This window comes from Pseudomonas sp. B21-047, from assembly GCF_024748775.1.
Lineage (GTDB): Bacteria > Pseudomonadota > Gammaproteobacteria > Pseudomonadales > Pseudomonadaceae > Aquipseudomonas > Aquipseudomonas capeferrum.
In genome coordinates this window covers 4119696-4136844 of sequence record NZ_CP087169.1, presented here as the reverse complement: position 1 = coordinate 4136844, position 17149 = coordinate 4119696, and the positions used below count along the sequence as shown (strand labels likewise).

Below are 17149 nucleotides of genomic sequence, written 5' to 3'. Positions count from 1 at the left end.
TGGCTGGGGCCGCTTCGCGCCCCGTTCGCGACGCAAGGCCGCTCCTACACACACACACTCACAACGGAGCGCAGGCTCAGTGGCTAACGGTTTCCAGTTCCTGCGATGCAGGCTGCGCGGCGGCCACCGCCTTGCGCATCTGCTCGCAACCCCACAACACCCGCTCTGGCGTTGCCGGGGCATCAACCTGGGGTTGCAGGCGATAGTCGGCAATGCTGGCCACGGCGTCCTTGATCGCGCACCAGGCGGCGATGCCAAGCATGAATGGCGGCTCGCCCACGGCCTTGGAATGGAACACCGTGTCTTCCGGGTTCTTGCGGTTTTCCACCAGCTTCACGCGCAGGTCCAGCGGCATGTCGGCTACCGCCGGCACTTTGTAGCTGGCCGGGCCGTTGGTCATCAACTTGCCCTTGGCATTCCACACCAGCTCTTCGGTGGTCAGCCAGCCCATGCCCTGGATGAAACCGCCTTCCACCTGGCCGATATCGATGGCCGGGTTCAGCGAGGCGCCGACGTCATGCAGGATGTCGGCGCGCAGCATCTTGTATTCGCCCGTCAGGGTGTCGACGACCACTTCCACGCAGGCTGCACCGAAGGCGAAGTAGTAGAACGGCCGGCCGCGAGCCTGGCTGCGGTCGTAGAAAATCTTCGGCGTACGGTAAAAGCCGGTGCTCGACAGCGACACCTGGGCAAAGTACGCCTGCTGCACCAGTTGCTCGAAGCTGACGATCTGCTCGCGCACGCGCACATGGCCGTTGCGGAACTCGACGTCTTCCTCGGTCACCTGGTAATGCCGTGCGGCGAACTCGGTCAGGCGCTTCTTGAGGATTTCGGCGGCGTTCTGCGCGGCCTTGCCGTTCAGGTCGGCGCCGCTGGAAGCTGCGGTAGGCGAGGTGTTGGGGACCTTGTCGGTGTTGGTGGCGGTGATCTGGATGCGGTCGATGTCGACCTGGAAGATCTGCGCCACCACCTGCGCCACCTTGGTGTTCAGGCCCTGGCCCATCTCGGTGCCGCCGTGGTTCAGGTGGATACTGCCGTCGGTGTAGATGTGGATCAGCGCACCGGCCTGGTTGAGGAAGGTGGCGGTGAACGAGATACCGAACTTGACCGGGGTCAGCGCCAGGCCCTTCTTGAGAATCGGGCTGTTGGCATTGAAGCGGCGAATCGACTCGCGCCGCTCGGCGTAATCGCTGCTGGCCTCAAGCTCGGCGGTCATCTCTTCGAGCATGTTGTGCTCGACGGTCTGGTAGTAGTGGGTGACGTTGCGGTCGGTCTTGCCGTAGTAGTTGGCCTTGCGCACCGCCAGCGGGTCGCGGCCCAGGTGGCGGGCGATATGGTCCATCACCTGCTCGATGGCGACCATGCCCTGCGGGCCGCCAAAGCCGCGGTAGGCGGTGTTGGAGGCGGTGTTGGTCTTGCAGCGGTGGCCGTGCACGGTGGCATCGCCCAGGTAGTAGGCGTTGTCGGAGTGGAACATGGCGCGGTCGACGATCGAGCCGGACAGGTCGGGCGAGTAGCCACAGTTGCCGGCCAGGTCGAAATTGATGCCGTGCAGGCGGCCAGTGTCATCGAAGCCCACGTCGTACTCGACATAGAACGGGTGGCGCTTGCCGGTCATCATCATGTCTTCGACGCGCGGCAGGCGCATCTTGGTTGGCTGGCCGGTCAGGCGCGCAACCACCGCACACAGGCACGCCGGGCTGGCGGCTTGGGTTTCCTTGCCGCCGAAACCACCGCCCATGCGGCGCATGTCGAGGACGATCTTGTTCATCGGCACGTCCAGCACTTCGGCGACCAGCTTCTGCACCTCGGTGGGGTTTTGCGTGGAGCAGTAGACGATCATGCCGCCGTCCTCGGTCGGCATCACCGAGGAAATGTTGGTTTCCAGGTAGAAGTGCTCCTGGCCGCCGATATGCAGGGTGCCTTGCAGGCGGTGCGGGGCGCTGGCCAGGGCGGCGGCGGAGTCACCGCGCTGGTGGGTGTGGCTGTCGAGCACGAAGTGCTTCTTGCGAAACGCTTCGACCACATCCAGTACCGGCTCCAGGTCTTCGTACTCGATGATGGCCGCCATCGCTGCGCGGCGGGCGGTTTCCAAGTCGCGGGCAGCCACGGCGAGCACCGGCTGGCCGAAGAATTCGACCTTGTCGATGGCCAGCAGCGGGTCGCCGGCCACCACCGGGCCGATGTCCTTGAGGCCGGGGATGTCTTCGTGGGTGATGGCGATGCGTACACCCTCGAAGGCATAGCACGGCGTGGTGTCGACACGCAGGATGCGCGCATGGGCGCGGTCGGCGGTGCGCGCATAGACGTGCAACTGGTTGGGGAATTCCAGGCGGTCATCGATGTACACCGCTTCGCCGGCCACGTGCTTGTCGGCACTGTCGTGCTTGACGCTGCGGCCGACCCCGGTGGTCAGGTCCTGGCTGAACAGTTCGGCCATCTCGGCCTGGCTCTTGGCTACGTGATGGTTAGACATAAGCGGTCACCCGGGTTTCGATGTGCGGTGTTTGCTGTTCGATGAAGTACTTGCGCAACAGGTTCTGTGCGGTCAGCAGGCGGTACTCTTTGCTGGCGCGGAAGTCGCTGAGCGGGGTGAAGTCTTCGGCCAGCGCCTGGCAGGCGCGCTCGATGCTGGCCTGGTTCCACGCTTTGCCGCGCAGGGCTGCTTCGCAGGCACGTGCACGCTTTGGAATGGCGGCCATGCCGCCGAAGGCGATCCGCACGCCGCTGACCACACCGTTCTCGATGCTCAGGTTGAACGCTGCGCACACGGCGGAAATGTCGTCGTCCAGGCGCTTGGACACTTTATAGGCGCGGAAGGCCCAGTCATCGCTGGCGCGCGGCACGATGATCTTCTCGATGAACTCGCTGTCCTGGCGCGCGGTGATGCGGTAATCGATGAAGTAGTCTTCCAGCGCCAGGGTGCGCTGGCGTTCGCCCTGGCGCAGCACCACCTGGGCATCCAAGGCAATCAGCAGGGGCGGCGAGTCGCCAATCGGCGAGGCGTTGCCGATATTGCCGCCCAAGGTGCCCTGGTTGCGGATCTGCAGCGAGGCAAACCGGTGCAGCAGGTCGCCAAAGTCGGGGTACTCGGCATTGAGCGCTTCATAGCAGTCGGTGAGCGGGGTAGCCGCGCCGATTTCCAGGTGGCTGGCGGTCTTGTCGATGCGCTTGAGCTCGGCCACGTGGCCGACATAGATCATCACCGGGAGCGTTTTGTGGAACTGGGTCACTTCCAGTGCCAGGTCGGTACCACCGGCCAGCAGGCGTGCTTCGGGGTGCGAGCTGTACAGGTCGGCCAGGTCGGCCACGGTCAACGGCACCAGGCAGCGCTTGTCGCCACTGTTGAGCTCGCCGGTCTGGGTCGGCGCGATGGCCTTGAGGCGGCTGATGGTCTGGGCTTGCTGGGCGTCGAACTGGTCGCGGCAAGGCTGGCGGCAGCTTTGCTCGGCAGCATCGAGGATCGGCCGGTAGCCGGTGCAGCGGCACAGGTTGCCGGCCAGGGCTTCCTGGGCCAGGTGCAGGTCGGGGCCTTGGCTGTTTTTCTGCAGGGCGAACAGCGACATGACGAAGCCTGGGGTGCAGAAGCCGCATTGCGAACCATGGCAGTCGGCCATGGCTTTTTGCACGCTGTGCAGTTCGCCCTGGTGCTTGAGGCCTTCGACGCTGATCAACTGCTTGCCATGCAGCGAAGACACGAAGGTCAGGCACGAATTGAGGCTGCGGTAGCGCAGAGTGTCCTGGCCCTGGTCGTCCTGGGTCAGTTCGCCGACCACCACGGTGCATGCACCGCAGTCACCACTGGCACAGCCTTCCTTGGTGCCGGGTTTGCCCAGGTGCTCGCGCAAGTATTGCAGCACCGTCATGTTTGGGTCCAGGGCGTGCTCATTACGCAGCTCCTGGTTGACGAGAAACTGGATCACGGGGGTGGCCTCGCAATGGTTTTATTGTTGTTGGGCGGACAATAAGCAGACCTGACGAACTGGTCAATATTTTTCTGACTCAAAGGTCAGGAAAATACGCATCTCTACACCCGGCCCTACACATGGCCTTTACTACAAGCATAGATCGCGCCGGGCAGGCGGCTGTCTGGCAGGCCAAATAAAGCGCAAGGCCCCTCTGCGCGCGTGCCGGTCAAGTACGCTACAATCCGCCCCTTGTGCCCAGTTCAATGATTTTGAAGGAAAACCATGACGTTCAAGGCCCCGGACAGCCTCTCCGAGCAGATTGCCGATTACCTGGCCGAACGCATCATCCGCGGCGAGCTGGCGCCAGGCGAGCGCATCCAGGAGCAAAAGGTCACCCAGGCGCTGAATGTCAGCCGCGGTTCGGTGCGTGAGGCACTATTGATCCTCGAACGTCGGCATCTGGTCGCGATTTTGCCGCGCCGTGGCGCCCATGTGACCAAGCTGGACGAGCGCAGCGTGCGCAGCCTGTGCAACCTGATGGGCGAGTTCTACATCCTGCTGGGCAACGCCGTTGCACAAAAATGGCGCCTTGAGGCTGATCTGCGCCCGTTTCTGGAGATCCAGCAGCGTCTGCAGCTAGCCCGCGACAAACGGGACATCAAGGTGTTCGTTGCCGAAAGCTTCGCGGTGATGCGGGCGGCCTATCCGTTCGCCGACAACCCTTACCTGCAGGAAACCGTAGAAAACCTGCAGCCGGCCATGAGCCGCGCCTACTACTTGGCCCTGGACCAGCGCCAGGCCAGCACCGACGACTACTTGCAGCTGTTCGCCTGCCTGCTCGAGGCCGTGGTCTCGCGCGACCTGCCGCGCATCCGCGAGGTGCTCACCGCTTACTGCCAGCGCAGCTGTGAACTGGTGCTGGCGGCGTTGGCCCGGGCCTGACCATGCGGCTCAAATGCATTCGCCTGGCCGGTTTCAAGTCGTTCGTCGACCCGACCACGGTCAACTTCCCCAGCAACATGGCGGCCGTGGTCGGCCCCAACGGTTGCGGCAAGTCCAACATCATCGACGCGGTGCGCTGGGTGATGGGCGAGAGCTCGGCGAAAAACCTGCGCGGCGAGTCGATGACCGATGTCATCTTCAACGGCTCCACCAGCCGCAAGCCGGTCAGCCAGGCCAGCATCGAGCTGGTGTTCGACAACAGCGACAACACCCTGGTAGGTGAATACGCGGCCTACGCCGAGATTTCCATCCGCCGCAAGGTGACCCGCGACGCGCAGAACAGCTACTACCTCAACGGCGCCAAATGCCGTCGCCGCGATATCACCGATATCTTCCTCGGCACCGGCCTTGGGCCGCGCAGCTACTCGATCATCGAGCAGGGCATGATCTCCAAACTGATCGAAGCCAAGCCCGAGGAGCTGCGCAACTTCATCGAGGAGGCGGCGGGCATCTCCAAGTACAAGGAGCGCCGTCGCGAAACCGAAAACCGCATCCGCCGCACCCAGGAAAACCTGGCGCGCCTGACCGACCTGCGCGACGAGCTTGAGCGCCAGCTCGAACGCCTGCACCGCCAGGCCCAGGCCGCCGAGAAGTACCGCGAGTACAAGGCCCAGGAACGCCAGCTCAAGGCGCGCCTGTCGGCCCTGCGCTGGCGCGACCTGGACGAACGCGTACGCCAGCGCGAAGCGGTGATCGGCGACCAGGATGTGTCCCACGAGGCCTTGGTGGCCGAGCAGCGTAACGCCGACGCCAGCATCGAGCGCCTGCGCGATGGCCATCACGAATTGTCCGAACGCTTCAACCAGGTCCAAGGCCGCTTCTATTCGGTGGCAGGCGATATCGCCCGGGTCGAGCAGAGCATCCAGCACGGTCAACAGCGCCTGCGCCAATTGCAGGACGACTTCAAGGAAGCCGAGCGCACGCGCCTGGAGACCGAGTCGCACCTGGGCCATGACCGCACCCTGCTGGCAACCCTTGGCGAAGAACTGGCCATGCTGGTGCCTGAGCAGGAAATGACCCTGGCGGCCGCCGAAGAGGCCGCCGCCACCCTCGAAGAAGCCGAGCTGGGCATGCACGGCTGGCAAGAGCAGTGGGACAGCTTCAACACCCGCTCCGCCGAGCCCCGGCGCCAGGCGGAAGTGCAGCAGGCGCGCCTGCAGCAGCTGGAAACCAGCCTGGAGCGCTTGGCGGAGCGCCAGCGCAAGCTGGGTGAAGAGCGCGACTTGTTGGGCGCTGAGCCACAGGATGCCGCCCTGCTCGAACTGGCCGAACAGTTGGCCAGTAGCGAAATGCTGCTGGACGAGTTGCAGGGGGCCGAAGAGCAAGTGGTCGAGCGCCTCGAAGGCACGCGCGAGCAGTTGCAGCAGGCCACCCAGGCGCAACAGCAGGCGCAGGGCGACCTGCAGCGTCTGGGTGGTCGCCTGGCATCGTTGGAGGCCTTGCAGCAGGCTGCGCTGGAGCCTGGTGTAGGCGCCGCAGACTGGTTGCGCGAGCAAGGCCTGGCGCAGCGCCCCCGCCTGGCGGAAGGGCTGCGGGTCGAGCCGGGCTGGGAGCTGGCAGTAGAAACGGTGCTTGGCGCCGACCTGCAGGCGGTGCTGGTCGATGACTTCAACAACCTCGATTTCGCCGACCTGGAGCAAGGCGAGTTGCGCTTGCTGCTGGCCGGCGGCGAGGGTGCGCGGCTGGCGGGCAGCCTGCTGGACAAGGTCGAAGGGCGTACCGACCTGACGCCCTGGCTGGGGCAGGTAAAGCCGGTTGATGACCTGGCCCAGGCGCTGGCGCTGCGGGCCACCCTGAATGAAGGGCAGAGCCTGGTCAGCCGTGACGGTTACTGGGTGGGCCGGCATTTTTTGCGGGTCAGCCGAGGTGGCGAAGCCGAAGGCGGGGTGTTGGCCCGCGGCCAGGAAATCGAACGCCTGGGCCAGGAGCAGTTGGAGCAGCAAGCCGCCCTGGAGCATCTTGAGCAACAGCTCCAAGGCCTGCGCGAGCAGCAGTTGGGCTTTGAAGAGCAGCGCGAGCAGTTGCGCCGCCGTACCCAGGAAGAGAGCCGCCAGCATGGCGAGTTCAAGGCCAGCCTGTCGGCCAGCCGTGCCCGTGCCGAGCAAGTCGAATTGCGCCGCCGCCGTCTGCAGGAAGAACTGACCGAACTGCAGGAGCAGCGCGCCCTGGAACACGAGCAACTGGGCGAGGCGCGGCTGGTGCTGCAGGAAGCCCTGGACCTCATGGCCCAGGACACCGAACAGCGCGAGCAGTTGATGGCCCGTCGCGATACCTTGCGCGAAGGCCTCGATCGCGTTCGCCAGGAGGCGCGCCAGCACAAGGACCATGCCCACCAGCTGGCCGTGCGCCTGGGCTCGCTGCGGGCCCAGCATGACTCCACCCGTCAGGCCCTGGAGCGCTTGGAGCAGCAGGCCGCACGCCTGACCGAGCGCCAGGAGCAACTGAGCCTGAACCTGGAGGAGGGCGAAGCACCCCTCGAAGAGTTGCGCCTGAAGCTCGAAGAGCTGCTGGAGCGGCGCATGAGCGTCGACGAGGAAATGCGCCAGGCCCGCCTGCACATGGACGAGGCCGACCGTGCACTGCGCGACGCCGAAAAAACGCCGCAGCCAGGCCGAGCAGCAAGCCCAACTGCTGCGCGGCCAGCTGGAGCAGCTGCGTTTGGAGTGCCAGGGCCTGGATGTGCGGCGCAAGACCCTGCAAGAGCAATTGCTGGCCGACGGTTACGACCTGCAAGGCGTGCTTGCCACGCTCGAAGCCGACGACAGCGAACAGGGCACCGAGCAGGCGCTGGAACAGACCGAGGCGCGTATCCAGCGCCTGGGCGCGATCAACCTGGCAGCGATCGAAGAATACGAGCAACAGTCCGAGCGCAAGCGCTACCTGGACGCGCAGAACGCCGACCTTGTCGAAGCGCTGGAGACCCTCGAAAACGTCATCCGCAAGATCGACAAGGAAACCCGCAACCGCTTCAAAGATACCTTTGATCAGATAAATGCTGGATTACAGGCACTTTTTCCAAAAGTTTTCGGTGGTGGCAGCGCTTATCTGGAACTGACGGGCGAAGATCTACTCGATACAGGGGTGACGATCATGGCGCGACCACCGGGCAAGAAGAACAGCACCATCCATTTGCTGTCCGGTGGCGAGAAGGCACTGACCGCCCTGGCGCTGGTGTTTGCCATTTTCAAGTTGAACCCCGCACCGTTCTGCATGCTCGACGAGGTCGATGCGCCGCTGGACGATGCCAACGTCGGGCGTTACGCGCGGCTGGTGAAGGAAATGAGTGAGAGCGTGCAGTTCATCTACATCACCCATAACAAGATTGCCATGGAGATGGCGGATCAATTGATGGGGGTAACCATGCACGAGCCCGGCTGCTCCCGCCTGGTGGCGGTGGATGTGGAGGAGGCGATGGCAATGGTCGACGCCTGATGAGCGAAGATAGGGCACATTCTGTAGTGAAATGGCCCCGTCATGTGCGACAGACGGTGTAAAGTTCTCTTTGGTCGTGCTAGCTTAATGTCACTCGTTTTTTGCGTGGGTAAAACGCCTGTCAGAACATAGAGTTGGCGCCACGTGTTAAAGGGCTTTGAACCCTTTGTTTTCAAGCATATTTTTATAGAGGCACGGGATTACATGGAAATCGGTCTGCGCGAGTGGCTGATCCTCATCGGCATCATTGTCATTGCCGGTATTCTTTTCGACGGCTGGCGCCGCATGCGCGGCGGAAAAGGCAAGTTGAAATTCCGCCTGGATCGCAGTTATACCAACGCCCCCGACGAAGAGGGCGGCGCCGAAGTGCTCGGCCCGTCGCGGGTGTTGGATAACCACAAGGAACCAGAACTGGACGAGAGCGACCTGCCCTCGCTCAGTGCGTCGTCGCGTGATCGCGAGCGCGAGCCCAAGCCGGTCAAGGCCAGCAAACGTGGCAAACGTGCCGCAGAAGTGCCGCAGGGTGACTTGAACCTGGTGGCCGAGTCGCGCGAGCCTGACCTGTTTGCCGATGCCGATGATGACTTTGCTGCCGACAACAACCGCAACAGCGGTGCGTCGTCCGCCAACAACACGGTCAAGGAATTGCCCCCCGCTGAAGAAGTGCTGGTGATCAGCGTTATCTCCCGCGACGAGGGTGGCTTCAAAGGGCCGGCGTTGCTGCAGAACATTCTCGAGAGCGGCCTGCGTTTTGGCGAGATGGACATCTTCCACCGCCACGAGAGCATGGCCGGCCACGGCGAAGTACTGTTCTCCATGGCCAACGCGGTGAAGCCCGGTATTTTCGACCTGGACGATATCGACCACTTCAGCACCCGTGCGGTGAGCTTCTTCCTGGGCCTGCCGGGCCCGCGTCATCCGAAGCAGGCGTTCGACGTGATGGTTGCAGCGGCGCGCAAGTTGGCCCATGAGCTCAATGGTGAACTCAAGGATGATCAGCGCAGCGTGCTGACCGCCCAGACCATCGAGCATTACCGCCAGCGCATCGTCGAGTTCGAGCGCCGCGCGCTGACCCAGAAGCGCTGATAGATCCAGACAAAGAGCAGCCTGCGGGCGCGCTGGTCGGTTCAGGTTTTGAGTGTGCCTGTACTGACCCTTTCGCGGGTCAAGCCCGCTCCCACAGGTACACCGTAAGCCTTGCAGGCAGTGGTGTACCTGTGGGAGCGGGCTTGACCCGCGAAAGGGTCGGCATTGACAACCTCAAACCCTGTTCTGGCACGGTGCCCCAAGGCTGCTTTTTGCTTTGCAAGAGACCCTGACCCATGACCGCCGAATCCCGAATCCACGCCCTGCGCGCCGCACTCGACCAGCATAACTACCGCTACTACGTGCTCGATGAGCCCAGCGTGCCCGATGCCGAATACGACCGCCTGTTCAACGAACTCAAGGCGCTAGAGGCTGAGCACCCGCACCTGGTGACGCCCGACTCGCCAACCCAGCGCGTCGGCGGCCAGGCCTTGGCCGCGTTCAGCCAGGTGCGTCATGAAGTGCCCATGCTCAGCCTGGGCAACGCCTTCGAAGAAGCCGACCTGCGTGAATTCGGCCGTCGTGTGGTCGACGGCCTCGACCAGCCAGGTGCGGTCGACTTCAGCTGCGAACCCAAGCTCGATGGCCTGGCTGTGAGCCTGCTGTACCGTGACGGCCAATTGGTGCAGGGCGCTACCCGCGGCGACGGCACGACCGGTGAAGACATCAGTGCCAACGTGCGCACCGTGCGCAACATCCCGCTAAAGCTCCAGGGCGAAGGCTGGCCGGCGGTGCTGGAAGTGCGTGGCGAGGTGTACATGAGCAAGGCCGGTTTCGACCGGCTCAATGCGGCCCAGGCAGAGGCGGGCGGCAAGACCTTCGCCAACCCGCGTAACGCTGCGGCCGGTAGCCTGCGCCAGCTGGACTCGAAAATCACCGCCAGTCGCCCGCTGGAGTTCTGCTGCTACGGCGTAGGTCAGGTGTCCGAAAGCATCGGCGACAGCCACATTGGCATCCTCGAACAGCTCAAGGCCTGGGGCCTGCCGGTCAGCCGTGAGCTCAGGCATGCCGCCGGCATCGAAGAGTGCCTGGCGTACTACCGCGACATCGGCGAGCGCCGCAACAGCCTGCCTTACGAAATCGACGGTGTGGTGTTCAAGGTCAACAGCCTGGCGTCCCAGCGTGAGCTGGGCTTCCGCGCCCGCGAGCCGCGCTGGGCGATTGCCCACAAGTTCCCGGCCATGGAAGAGCTGACCGAAGTGCTGGATGTCGAATTCCAGGTCGGCCGCACGGGGGCGGTAACCCCTGTGGCGCGTCTGAAGCCGGTCAAGGTGGCTGGTGTGACCGTGTCTAACGCCACCCTGCACAACATGGACGAAATCGCCCGCCTGGGCCTGCGCATCGGCGATACGGTCATCATTCGCCGCGCCGGTGATGTCATCCCGCAAGTCATGCAAGTGGTGCTCGAGCGCCGTCCCGAAGATGCCCGCCCGGTCGAAGTGCCGAGCGAGTGCCCGGTGTGTGGCTCGCAGGTCGAGCGTACCCAGCTGGTCAAACGCAGCAAGGGCAAGGAAACCACCAGCGAAGGCGCGGTGTACCGTTGCGTCGGCCGGCTGGCCTGTGGCGCTCAGCTCAAGCAGGCGATCATCCACTACGTTTCGCGCCGCGCGATGGATATCGACGGCCTGGGCGAGAAGAGTGTCGAGCAGTTGGTGGACGAAGGGTTGATCGGCTCGCCGGCGGACCTGTACAAGTTGGAATTCGACCAGATCGTTGGCCTGGAAGGGTTTGCCGAGGTGTCCAGCAAGAAGCTGCTGGATGCCATCGAAGCCAGCAAGCGCCCGAGCCTGGCGCGTTTCATCTATGCCCTGGGTATTCCAGATGTGGGTGAAGAGACTGCCAAGGTGCTGGCGCGCTCGCTGGGTACGCTGGAGCGGGTGCAGCAGGCCCTGCCGCAGGTGCTGACCTACCTGCCGGACATCGGCCTTGAAGTGGCTTACGAGATCCACAACTTCTTTGAAGACGAACACAACTGCAAGGTCATCGAACAGTTGCTCGCGTGTGGCATGCAATTGCAGGACGAAGGCGACCTGGCCGCCGAGTTTGCTGCCAGCACCACCTTGGCTGGGATGATCGCCAAGCTCGACATTCCCTCGGTCGGCCCGACCGGCGCTGAAAAGCTGGTGGCCAAGCTCGATAGCCTGGACAAGATTATCGCTGCCGATGGCATCGACTTGCGCCAGGCCTTGGCTGCCAAGCAGGCCGAGGCGGTGCGCGAGTTCTTCAAGGACGAAGCGAACCAGAAGTTGGCGCGGGCCATCGAGGCCCAGTTGCTGGCGTTCGGCATGCACTGGCACAGCGAGAAGAAAGTCGCCGAAGGGCTGCCGCTTGCGGGGCAGACCTGGGTGTTGACCGGCACCCTGGAGCGCATGAGCCGCGACATTGCCAAGGAGAAGCTGGAAAGCCTTGGCGCCAAGGTTGCCGGTTCCGTTTCCGGCAAGACCCACTGCGTGGTCGCCGGCCCAGGCGCGGGCTCCAAGCTGGCCAAGGCCAGTGAGCTGGGGGTGAAGGTGCTGGACGAAGACGCGTTCATTGCCTTCCTCGGCGAGCAAGGCATCACCCTCTGACCCTGCGCGGACCTCGTAGGAGCGGCCTTGCGTCGCGAAAGGGGCGCGAAGCGGCCCCAGCAATCTCTGCGGCGAAGCTGAAATCCAGGGGCCGCTGCGCGACCCTTTCGCGACGCAAGGCCGCTCCTACAAAGGCCGTCGTTCGCCAAGGTACCTCCGAATTCAAACAAGTCATTGAGAAATGATGACTTTTTCTCCGGCCAGAGGTTGTAACTTCGCCTCAGACCGGTACAATGGCGCGGCTCGCTGCTTAGCGAGTCGCGTTAGTGGTGGCCCCATCGGTCCCCCCGCATTGATTACCCGTTAACCTGGTCAGGCCCGGAAGGGAGCAGCCATAGCGGGAACATCGAGTGCCGGGGTGTGGCTGGTGGGGCCGCCTCCATTTCTGGGGTCCTAAAACCTCAGCCTTTCAGACTAAGGCCTTCCCTCTGGCCTGTTCTGCGCTCCTGCTGTTGCCAACTTCTGCAATCGCTGAAATTCAAGACTGCCACTTTCGGACACGTTGCCGCGCTCGGGTTGCCCTCATGCACGTTGTAGCCGCTGGGCAGTTGAGAATATCCGGACGCTATGTAAGGGTTGGGCTGCGCCTGCATCCCAGATCGCCTACATGAATGGACTCCGCGAAAATGCACAGCCTACCGATCCTCGAAACTCCGCGCCTCATACTTACGCCGCTGCAGCTCGGTGACGCGGACGCCATTCAGCAACTGTTCCCACACTGGGACATTGTTCGCTACCTGGACAGCCGCGTACCTTGGCCTTACCCAGAAGACGGCGCGCTGGTCTACGTCCGAGACATCGCATTACCCGCCATGAACGCCGGGTGTGAATGGCATTGGATGATTCGCCTGAAGACGGAGCCTGCGCAGATCATCGGAAGCATCAGTCTCTATGACCAGCCGGGCAACAACCGTGGCTTCTGGCTTGCACAGGCATGGCAGAAAAACGGCTACATGCGGGAGGCCTGCGGGGTCATCAACCACTACTGGTTCGAAACGCTTGGGCGTTGCGTCATGCAGGTGCCCAAGGCCGCGAGCAATGACCGATCGCGCAGTGTTTCCGTGCACGAAGGCATGCGGCTGGTGGGAACTGAAGAGGGCCATTTCGTCTGTGGCCCCGTGCTCAAGCAGATCTGGGAGTTGAGCCGTGAGCAGTGGCGTCGACGGGGCGGGCGTTTAGGTAATGAAGTGACGATCTCAACGTAAGCAAATGCTTGCCTTTGCCTGTGCCTTGCCGTGATAAAAAACAGCACCTACCCGCAAGGACTGCTTTCATGAGGTTTCAGCCATTAACGGTGTTCTGCATCGCGTGCTTCCTGCTGTCCATCAGCTATGGCACGACGTTCCTGCTCTCGATGCTGGTACAGACGCTGGGCGGGACTGCAAGCGATGCCGGGCAGGTATTCGCTGTTGCCATGCTAAGTACGTTGCTCTCTGTGCTCGGCTCGGGGCACCTGCTGCAGCGCTTTGGCGCTGCTCGCAGCATCGCTGTGGGGGCGCTCTGCCTGGTCGGGTCATCAGTGGGCTTTGCCATGGTCTCAAGCCTGGGCATCGCTTTGTTGGCATGCGGCTTGACGCTTGGCATCGGCTGGGGGGTGTTCTACACCATTGGCCCCATCATGGTGACGCAAATGGTCGAGCCCACGCGCCGTACCCATTGTTTTGCACTGCTCTCTGGCAGCATGCTGACCGGCATTGGCACCGGGCCCTTGCTGGGCAAGTTCGCCGCTTTTGTTGCACTGCCTACCCAGCTCGCGTTCTGGGTGGCGGCGTGCGCTGCAGGGTTGGCGGGGTTGTACTTTGCTTGGCTCGCTTCGACTTCTCAGGGGCAGCGACCTGCTGAGAAGGTGCAAATCGGGTTGGCGTCCGCGCTCAAAGTGATGAGCTCGCGCTCTGGGCTGTCGATCCTGATGGTAGGGCTAGGCGGGGCAATCTTCGGCACCATGGGCAGTTTCCAGACCAGCTATGCCGCCCGCCTGGGGCTTGATTACTCGACCTTCTTCATTGGCTTCATGGGCGCTGCGATCTCCTGCAGGCTCCTGCTGGCCGGCTGGGTCGTGAAGCAACACCCGCTGGCGACCTCCTGGGTTTTAACCTTGATCATGGCAACGGCCGTGCTGGGGTTCGACCAGTGGGTGCACAGCACGGAAAGTTATCTGGCCATGGCCGTTCTTCTGGGTGTGGGTTACGGCCTGAATTACTCGGTGATCAACGGGCTGGCTGCCAACGAGGCACCGGCAGGGCTTACGGCACAAGCGCTGCTGCTGTTCAGCTTGTCGTATTTCATCGGTGTGTTCGGCTTCCCCTACGTCGCCAGCCAATTGATCACGCAGCTTGGGATCAACGCGATGATGCTGAGCATTGAAGGCGTGGCGTTCCTGGTCGTAGGGCTAAGTACGGCCAGGTGGCTGGCTTCGCGCTTTTCCAGGCCTGCTCTGGTGTAGGTGTTTTTCCCCAAGGGCGCCTGCTGCTGACAGCTTCATCAAACGCTGAAATTTCGGACAGGCCAGGTGATCTACCTCAGGGCACTGCGCTGCATGCCGCAGCCCCTTGCTCATGGCCCGCAAGCGTTTGACCCGGGTGTCGATTTCGTCCGCCTTGGCTATCAGCATCTGTCGATCGACCTGAAGGTCCACCAGCATCGCCCCGATCTCATCCAGGGAAAACCCTGATGCTTGCCCCAAGGCGATCAGTGCCAGCCTATCCGCAATGTCGGCGGCGAACTGGCGTCGCTGGCCACGCCCGGCGAGCGACGTGAGCAGGCCTTTCTTTTCGTAGTAACGCAGGGTCGACGCAGGGACGCCTGTGCGTTTGGCGACATCGGCAATGTCCATCGAGGTCCTTGACTTGAAGTTGACTTCAACTTCTATGCTGCGCGGCAGGTAACTGAACGTCAATCCTAGGGGGCTGAATCAATGACGCTTGCCATGCTACAAGCCGCTTTGCTGATCGGGGTCGGCGCCACCGTGATCATGGACCTATGGGGCGTGTTGCTGCGGCGCTTGGGCATCGCCACCTTGAATTTCGCCATGGTCGGGCGTTGGGCGGGGCATTTGATGAAGGGGCGAGCGCGGCATGAGGCGATTGCCAAGGCGGAGCCTGTGGCCAACGAGGTGGCCTGGGGTTGGCTGATTCACTATGGCATCGGTGTGCTGTTTGCGGTGATGTTGGTGGGGATGGTCGGGGAGGGCTGGCTGAGTGCGCCGACGCTGTGGCCTGCGCTGGCGTGGGGTGTGGTGACAGTGGCGGCGCCGCTGTGCTTCATGCAGCCGTTGATGGGGGCAGGGTTCTTTGCCTCCAGAACGCCGACGCCTGGGCGTAACTGCCTGAAGAGTCTGGTGACGCATTCGGTGTTTGGGGTTGGGTTGTTTTTGAGTGCGGTTGTGGTTGCGATTGATTGAAAGGGCGTTAGCGGTAGGGCTTTGGATGTTGGCGGGGCTGGGTGCAGGGCGTGAGTTTTGTGTGGCCGTTGAGATCGAGCGCCGCCCGCGCGGCGCTTCGCGGGGCAAGCCCGCTCCCACATTTGTTTCGGGCCAATTATTCCTGAAGCATTAGCGCGCGGCCCTTTGGTGCCCGCCTCAATATCGCGTCGGACAAACAAGGGGGCGCGCGCCTCTATTGCAGGTAATACCGGCCCGAAACAAATGTGGGAGCGGGCTTGCCCCGCGAAGCGCCGCGCGGGCGGCGCTCGATCTTGTAGGCGATATAGCGCTTCCGGCGGACACCTGTCAGCGCCAACGCGCTCTAAAACCAGGAATGTTCCTACACTTCTCTAGCCGATTTCCCGATGCCCTGTAAGGCTCGCAGAAATATCCTACGCATCCCGTCGACTCGCGTCTGATTGTCCTGGGGAACCCCACCCCATAGGCTTTTGCGGTCGCTGTCGGTCCAGCGATCGGGTGTGGAAGCCCGGGAAAGACTTGGAGCAGTTGTCTGTTATGGCAGCTGTGCGCGGGAGGTATTCATACCTGCCGGGTTTTCCATGTGCCTGGTCTTCCACCCCGCGTACAGTTGTCACCCTAATGCGTGGAAGCAAAAGGGTGCAGCTCACCCACATGGAGCCTGCATGAAAAAAATCGTCCCCGACCCACTCCATACCTTCGACTTGCCCCCGGGCAAGTCCCTTTCCCGCGCCATCAGCGAAGGCATCGTGCCAATGCACTTCGCGCTGATGAATGTCTCCCACTACCTGATGTTCGCCTACAGCGACAGCCGCCGAGTTGAGCGTCAGCACTGACCGATTGTCGCGTAGGGCGCAAGGCCGCTATCACATCATCACGGCCTTGGCGCTGCGGCATTCCCGGCATACCCCGCAGCCCGATACCGCTGGCTGATCCGCTCGATCTCCCCCGTCTGCTTCATGCGCACCAGCGCCCTGAGAACCCCCTGCGTCGGTACCGCCGGGTCGCTGCGCACCATGCACCCCAGCTCCTGCTCCTCCAGCACCGCCAGCACCTGCAACTGCTGCCCCGCCGGCAAGCTGTGGTTGAACCACTGCAACGACAGTTCATTGCTCACCGCATGCAGGTATCGCCCCGCGTGCAGCTTCTGCAGGGCCAAAAGTTGGCTGCGGCTGTCTTCGCGGTGCAGCCGGCCCTGTTCGAACAACGGCTGCAGGGTTGAATAGGCATAACCCAGCACGGTGCCGATGGCTTGCGGCGCCAGTTGTTCCGGGCGGGTGGGGCCGGCTTCGCCAGCGCCGCCAACCAGCACGTCGCGCTGATGAATCAACGGGATGCTCCAGACATAATTGCCCGGCCGATCATGAAACCATTGGGGGCTGACATAACAGCGCACGTCGATATCGCCGCTCTCTATGGCCTCCTGCAGGCGCAGGCGTGCCAGTACGTGATACTCCGGGCGTACACCTGCTTCCCGGGCAATGGCCTGCATCAGGTCGAACAGCAAACCCTCCACCGGTTTGTCGCCTTCGACGCGCATCAGCGGCATGCTCCAGCTCTCGGCGACGGAAAAACGCAGCACCGGTTGTTCGGCCAGGCTGTGGGTGGCCCAGAGCAATAGCAGGGGCAACAGTCTTCGCAAGGCACATCCTCCCTGGATAGCGCGCCAGTTTCATAGCTTAGACCAGTCGCGCAGGGTGCAATTTCGGCCCCGCTCCGCTAGCATTAGCGATCTTCCGCTCGATCAGGCTACG

Annotated in this window: 11 protein-coding genes, 1 other RNA gene and 1 pseudogene; 9 read left to right on the top strand and 4 right to left on the bottom strand. The window is 62.9% G+C overall.

All coding sequences use genetic code 11. From position 1 onward, the window contains the following. Nucleotides 1-76: 76 nt before the first annotated feature. Both xdhB and xdhA read right to left on the bottom strand, forming a co-directional pair. Nucleotides 77-2476 (bottom strand): xanthine dehydrogenase molybdopterin binding subunit, encoded by a 2400-nt coding sequence (gene xdhB / locus LOY26_RS18735; RefSeq protein WP_258713979.1) that lies wholly within the window; start codon nt 2474-2476, stop codon nt 77-79. Then, on the bottom strand, nt 2469-3923 hold the full coding sequence (gene xdhA / locus LOY26_RS18730; protein WP_186656407.1) for a xanthine dehydrogenase small subunit: 1455 nt from the start codon (nt 3921-3923) through the stop codon (nt 2469-2471). The genes xdhB and xdhA overlap by 8 nt, the downstream gene beginning before the upstream one ends. A gap of 267 nt (nt 3924-4190) precedes the next feature. Here xdhA and LOY26_RS18725 point away from each other — a divergent pair, with 267 nt between their 5' ends. The 7 genes and pseudogenes from LOY26_RS18725 (at nt 4191) to LOY26_RS18695 (ending at nt 14438) form a co-directional block, all read left to right on the top strand. Then, nucleotides 4191-4850 carry a GntR family transcriptional regulator gene (locus tag LOY26_RS18725; protein ID WP_033699372.1) on the top strand — a complete coding sequence of 220 codons (660 nt, stop codon included), beginning with the start codon at nt 4191-4193 and terminating at the stop codon, nt 4848-4850. 2 nt (nt 4851-4852) lie between these two features. Further along, nucleotides 4853-8342: pseudogene (gene smc / locus LOY26_RS18720) on the top strand (chromosome segregation protein SMC). Nucleotides 8343-8546: 204 nt separating this feature from the next. Then, nucleotides 8547-9428, top strand: a complete 882-nt coding sequence (zipA, locus tag LOY26_RS18715; RefSeq protein ID WP_095063709.1) for a cell division protein ZipA — start codon at nt 8547-8549, stop codon at nt 9426-9428. A 236-nt stretch (nt 9429-9664) separates the two neighbouring features. Further along, nucleotides 9665-11995 (top strand): NAD-dependent DNA ligase LigA, encoded by a 2331-nt coding sequence (gene ligA / locus LOY26_RS18710; RefSeq protein WP_186656424.1) that lies wholly within the window; start codon nt 9665-9667, stop codon nt 11993-11995. Between the two features lie 276 nt (nt 11996-12271). Beyond that, nucleotides 12272-12368: signal recognition particle sRNA small type (gene ffs / locus LOY26_RS18705), an RNA gene on the top strand. A gap of 253 nt (nt 12369-12621) precedes the next feature. After that, nucleotides 12622-13200 (top strand): GNAT family N-acetyltransferase, encoded by a 579-nt coding sequence (locus LOY26_RS18700; protein ID WP_186656427.1) that lies wholly within the window; start codon nt 12622-12624, stop codon nt 13198-13200. Between the two features lie 68 nt (nt 13201-13268). Beyond that, a complete protein-coding gene (locus LOY26_RS18695) occupies nt 13269-14438 on the top strand; it encodes an MFS transporter (RefSeq protein WP_408980777.1) in 1170 nt (389 codons plus the stop codon). On the opposite strand, the gene LOY26_RS18690 is transcribed toward LOY26_RS18695, so the two are convergent. Further along, nucleotides 14385-14828 (bottom strand): helix-turn-helix domain-containing protein, encoded by a 444-nt coding sequence (locus LOY26_RS18690; protein WP_186656434.1) that lies wholly within the window; start codon nt 14826-14828, stop codon nt 14385-14387. The two genes, LOY26_RS18695 and LOY26_RS18690, sit on opposite strands and share 54 nt — an antisense overlap. Before the next feature lie 93 nt (nt 14829-14921). On the opposite strand from LOY26_RS18690, the gene LOY26_RS18685 reads away from it, so the two are divergent. Both LOY26_RS18685 and LOY26_RS18680 read left to right on the top strand, forming a co-directional pair. Further along, nucleotides 14922-15395 (top strand): DUF2938 domain-containing protein, encoded by a 474-nt coding sequence (locus LOY26_RS18685; RefSeq protein ID WP_408980743.1) that lies wholly within the window; start codon nt 14922-14924, stop codon nt 15393-15395. Nucleotides 15396-16060: 665 nt separating this feature from the next. Beyond that, nucleotides 16061-16231, top strand: a complete 171-nt coding sequence (locus tag LOY26_RS18680; protein WP_186656534.1) for a hypothetical protein — start codon at nt 16061-16063, stop codon at nt 16229-16231. Between the two features lie 38 nt (nt 16232-16269). Here the strand turns inward: LOY26_RS18680 and LOY26_RS18675 are convergent, their stop codons facing one another. Beyond that, a complete protein-coding gene (locus tag LOY26_RS18675; RefSeq protein WP_186656442.1) occupies nt 16270-17037 on the bottom strand; it encodes an ABC transporter substrate-binding protein in 768 nt (255 codons plus the stop codon). Nucleotides 17038-17149: the final 112 nt, after the last annotated feature.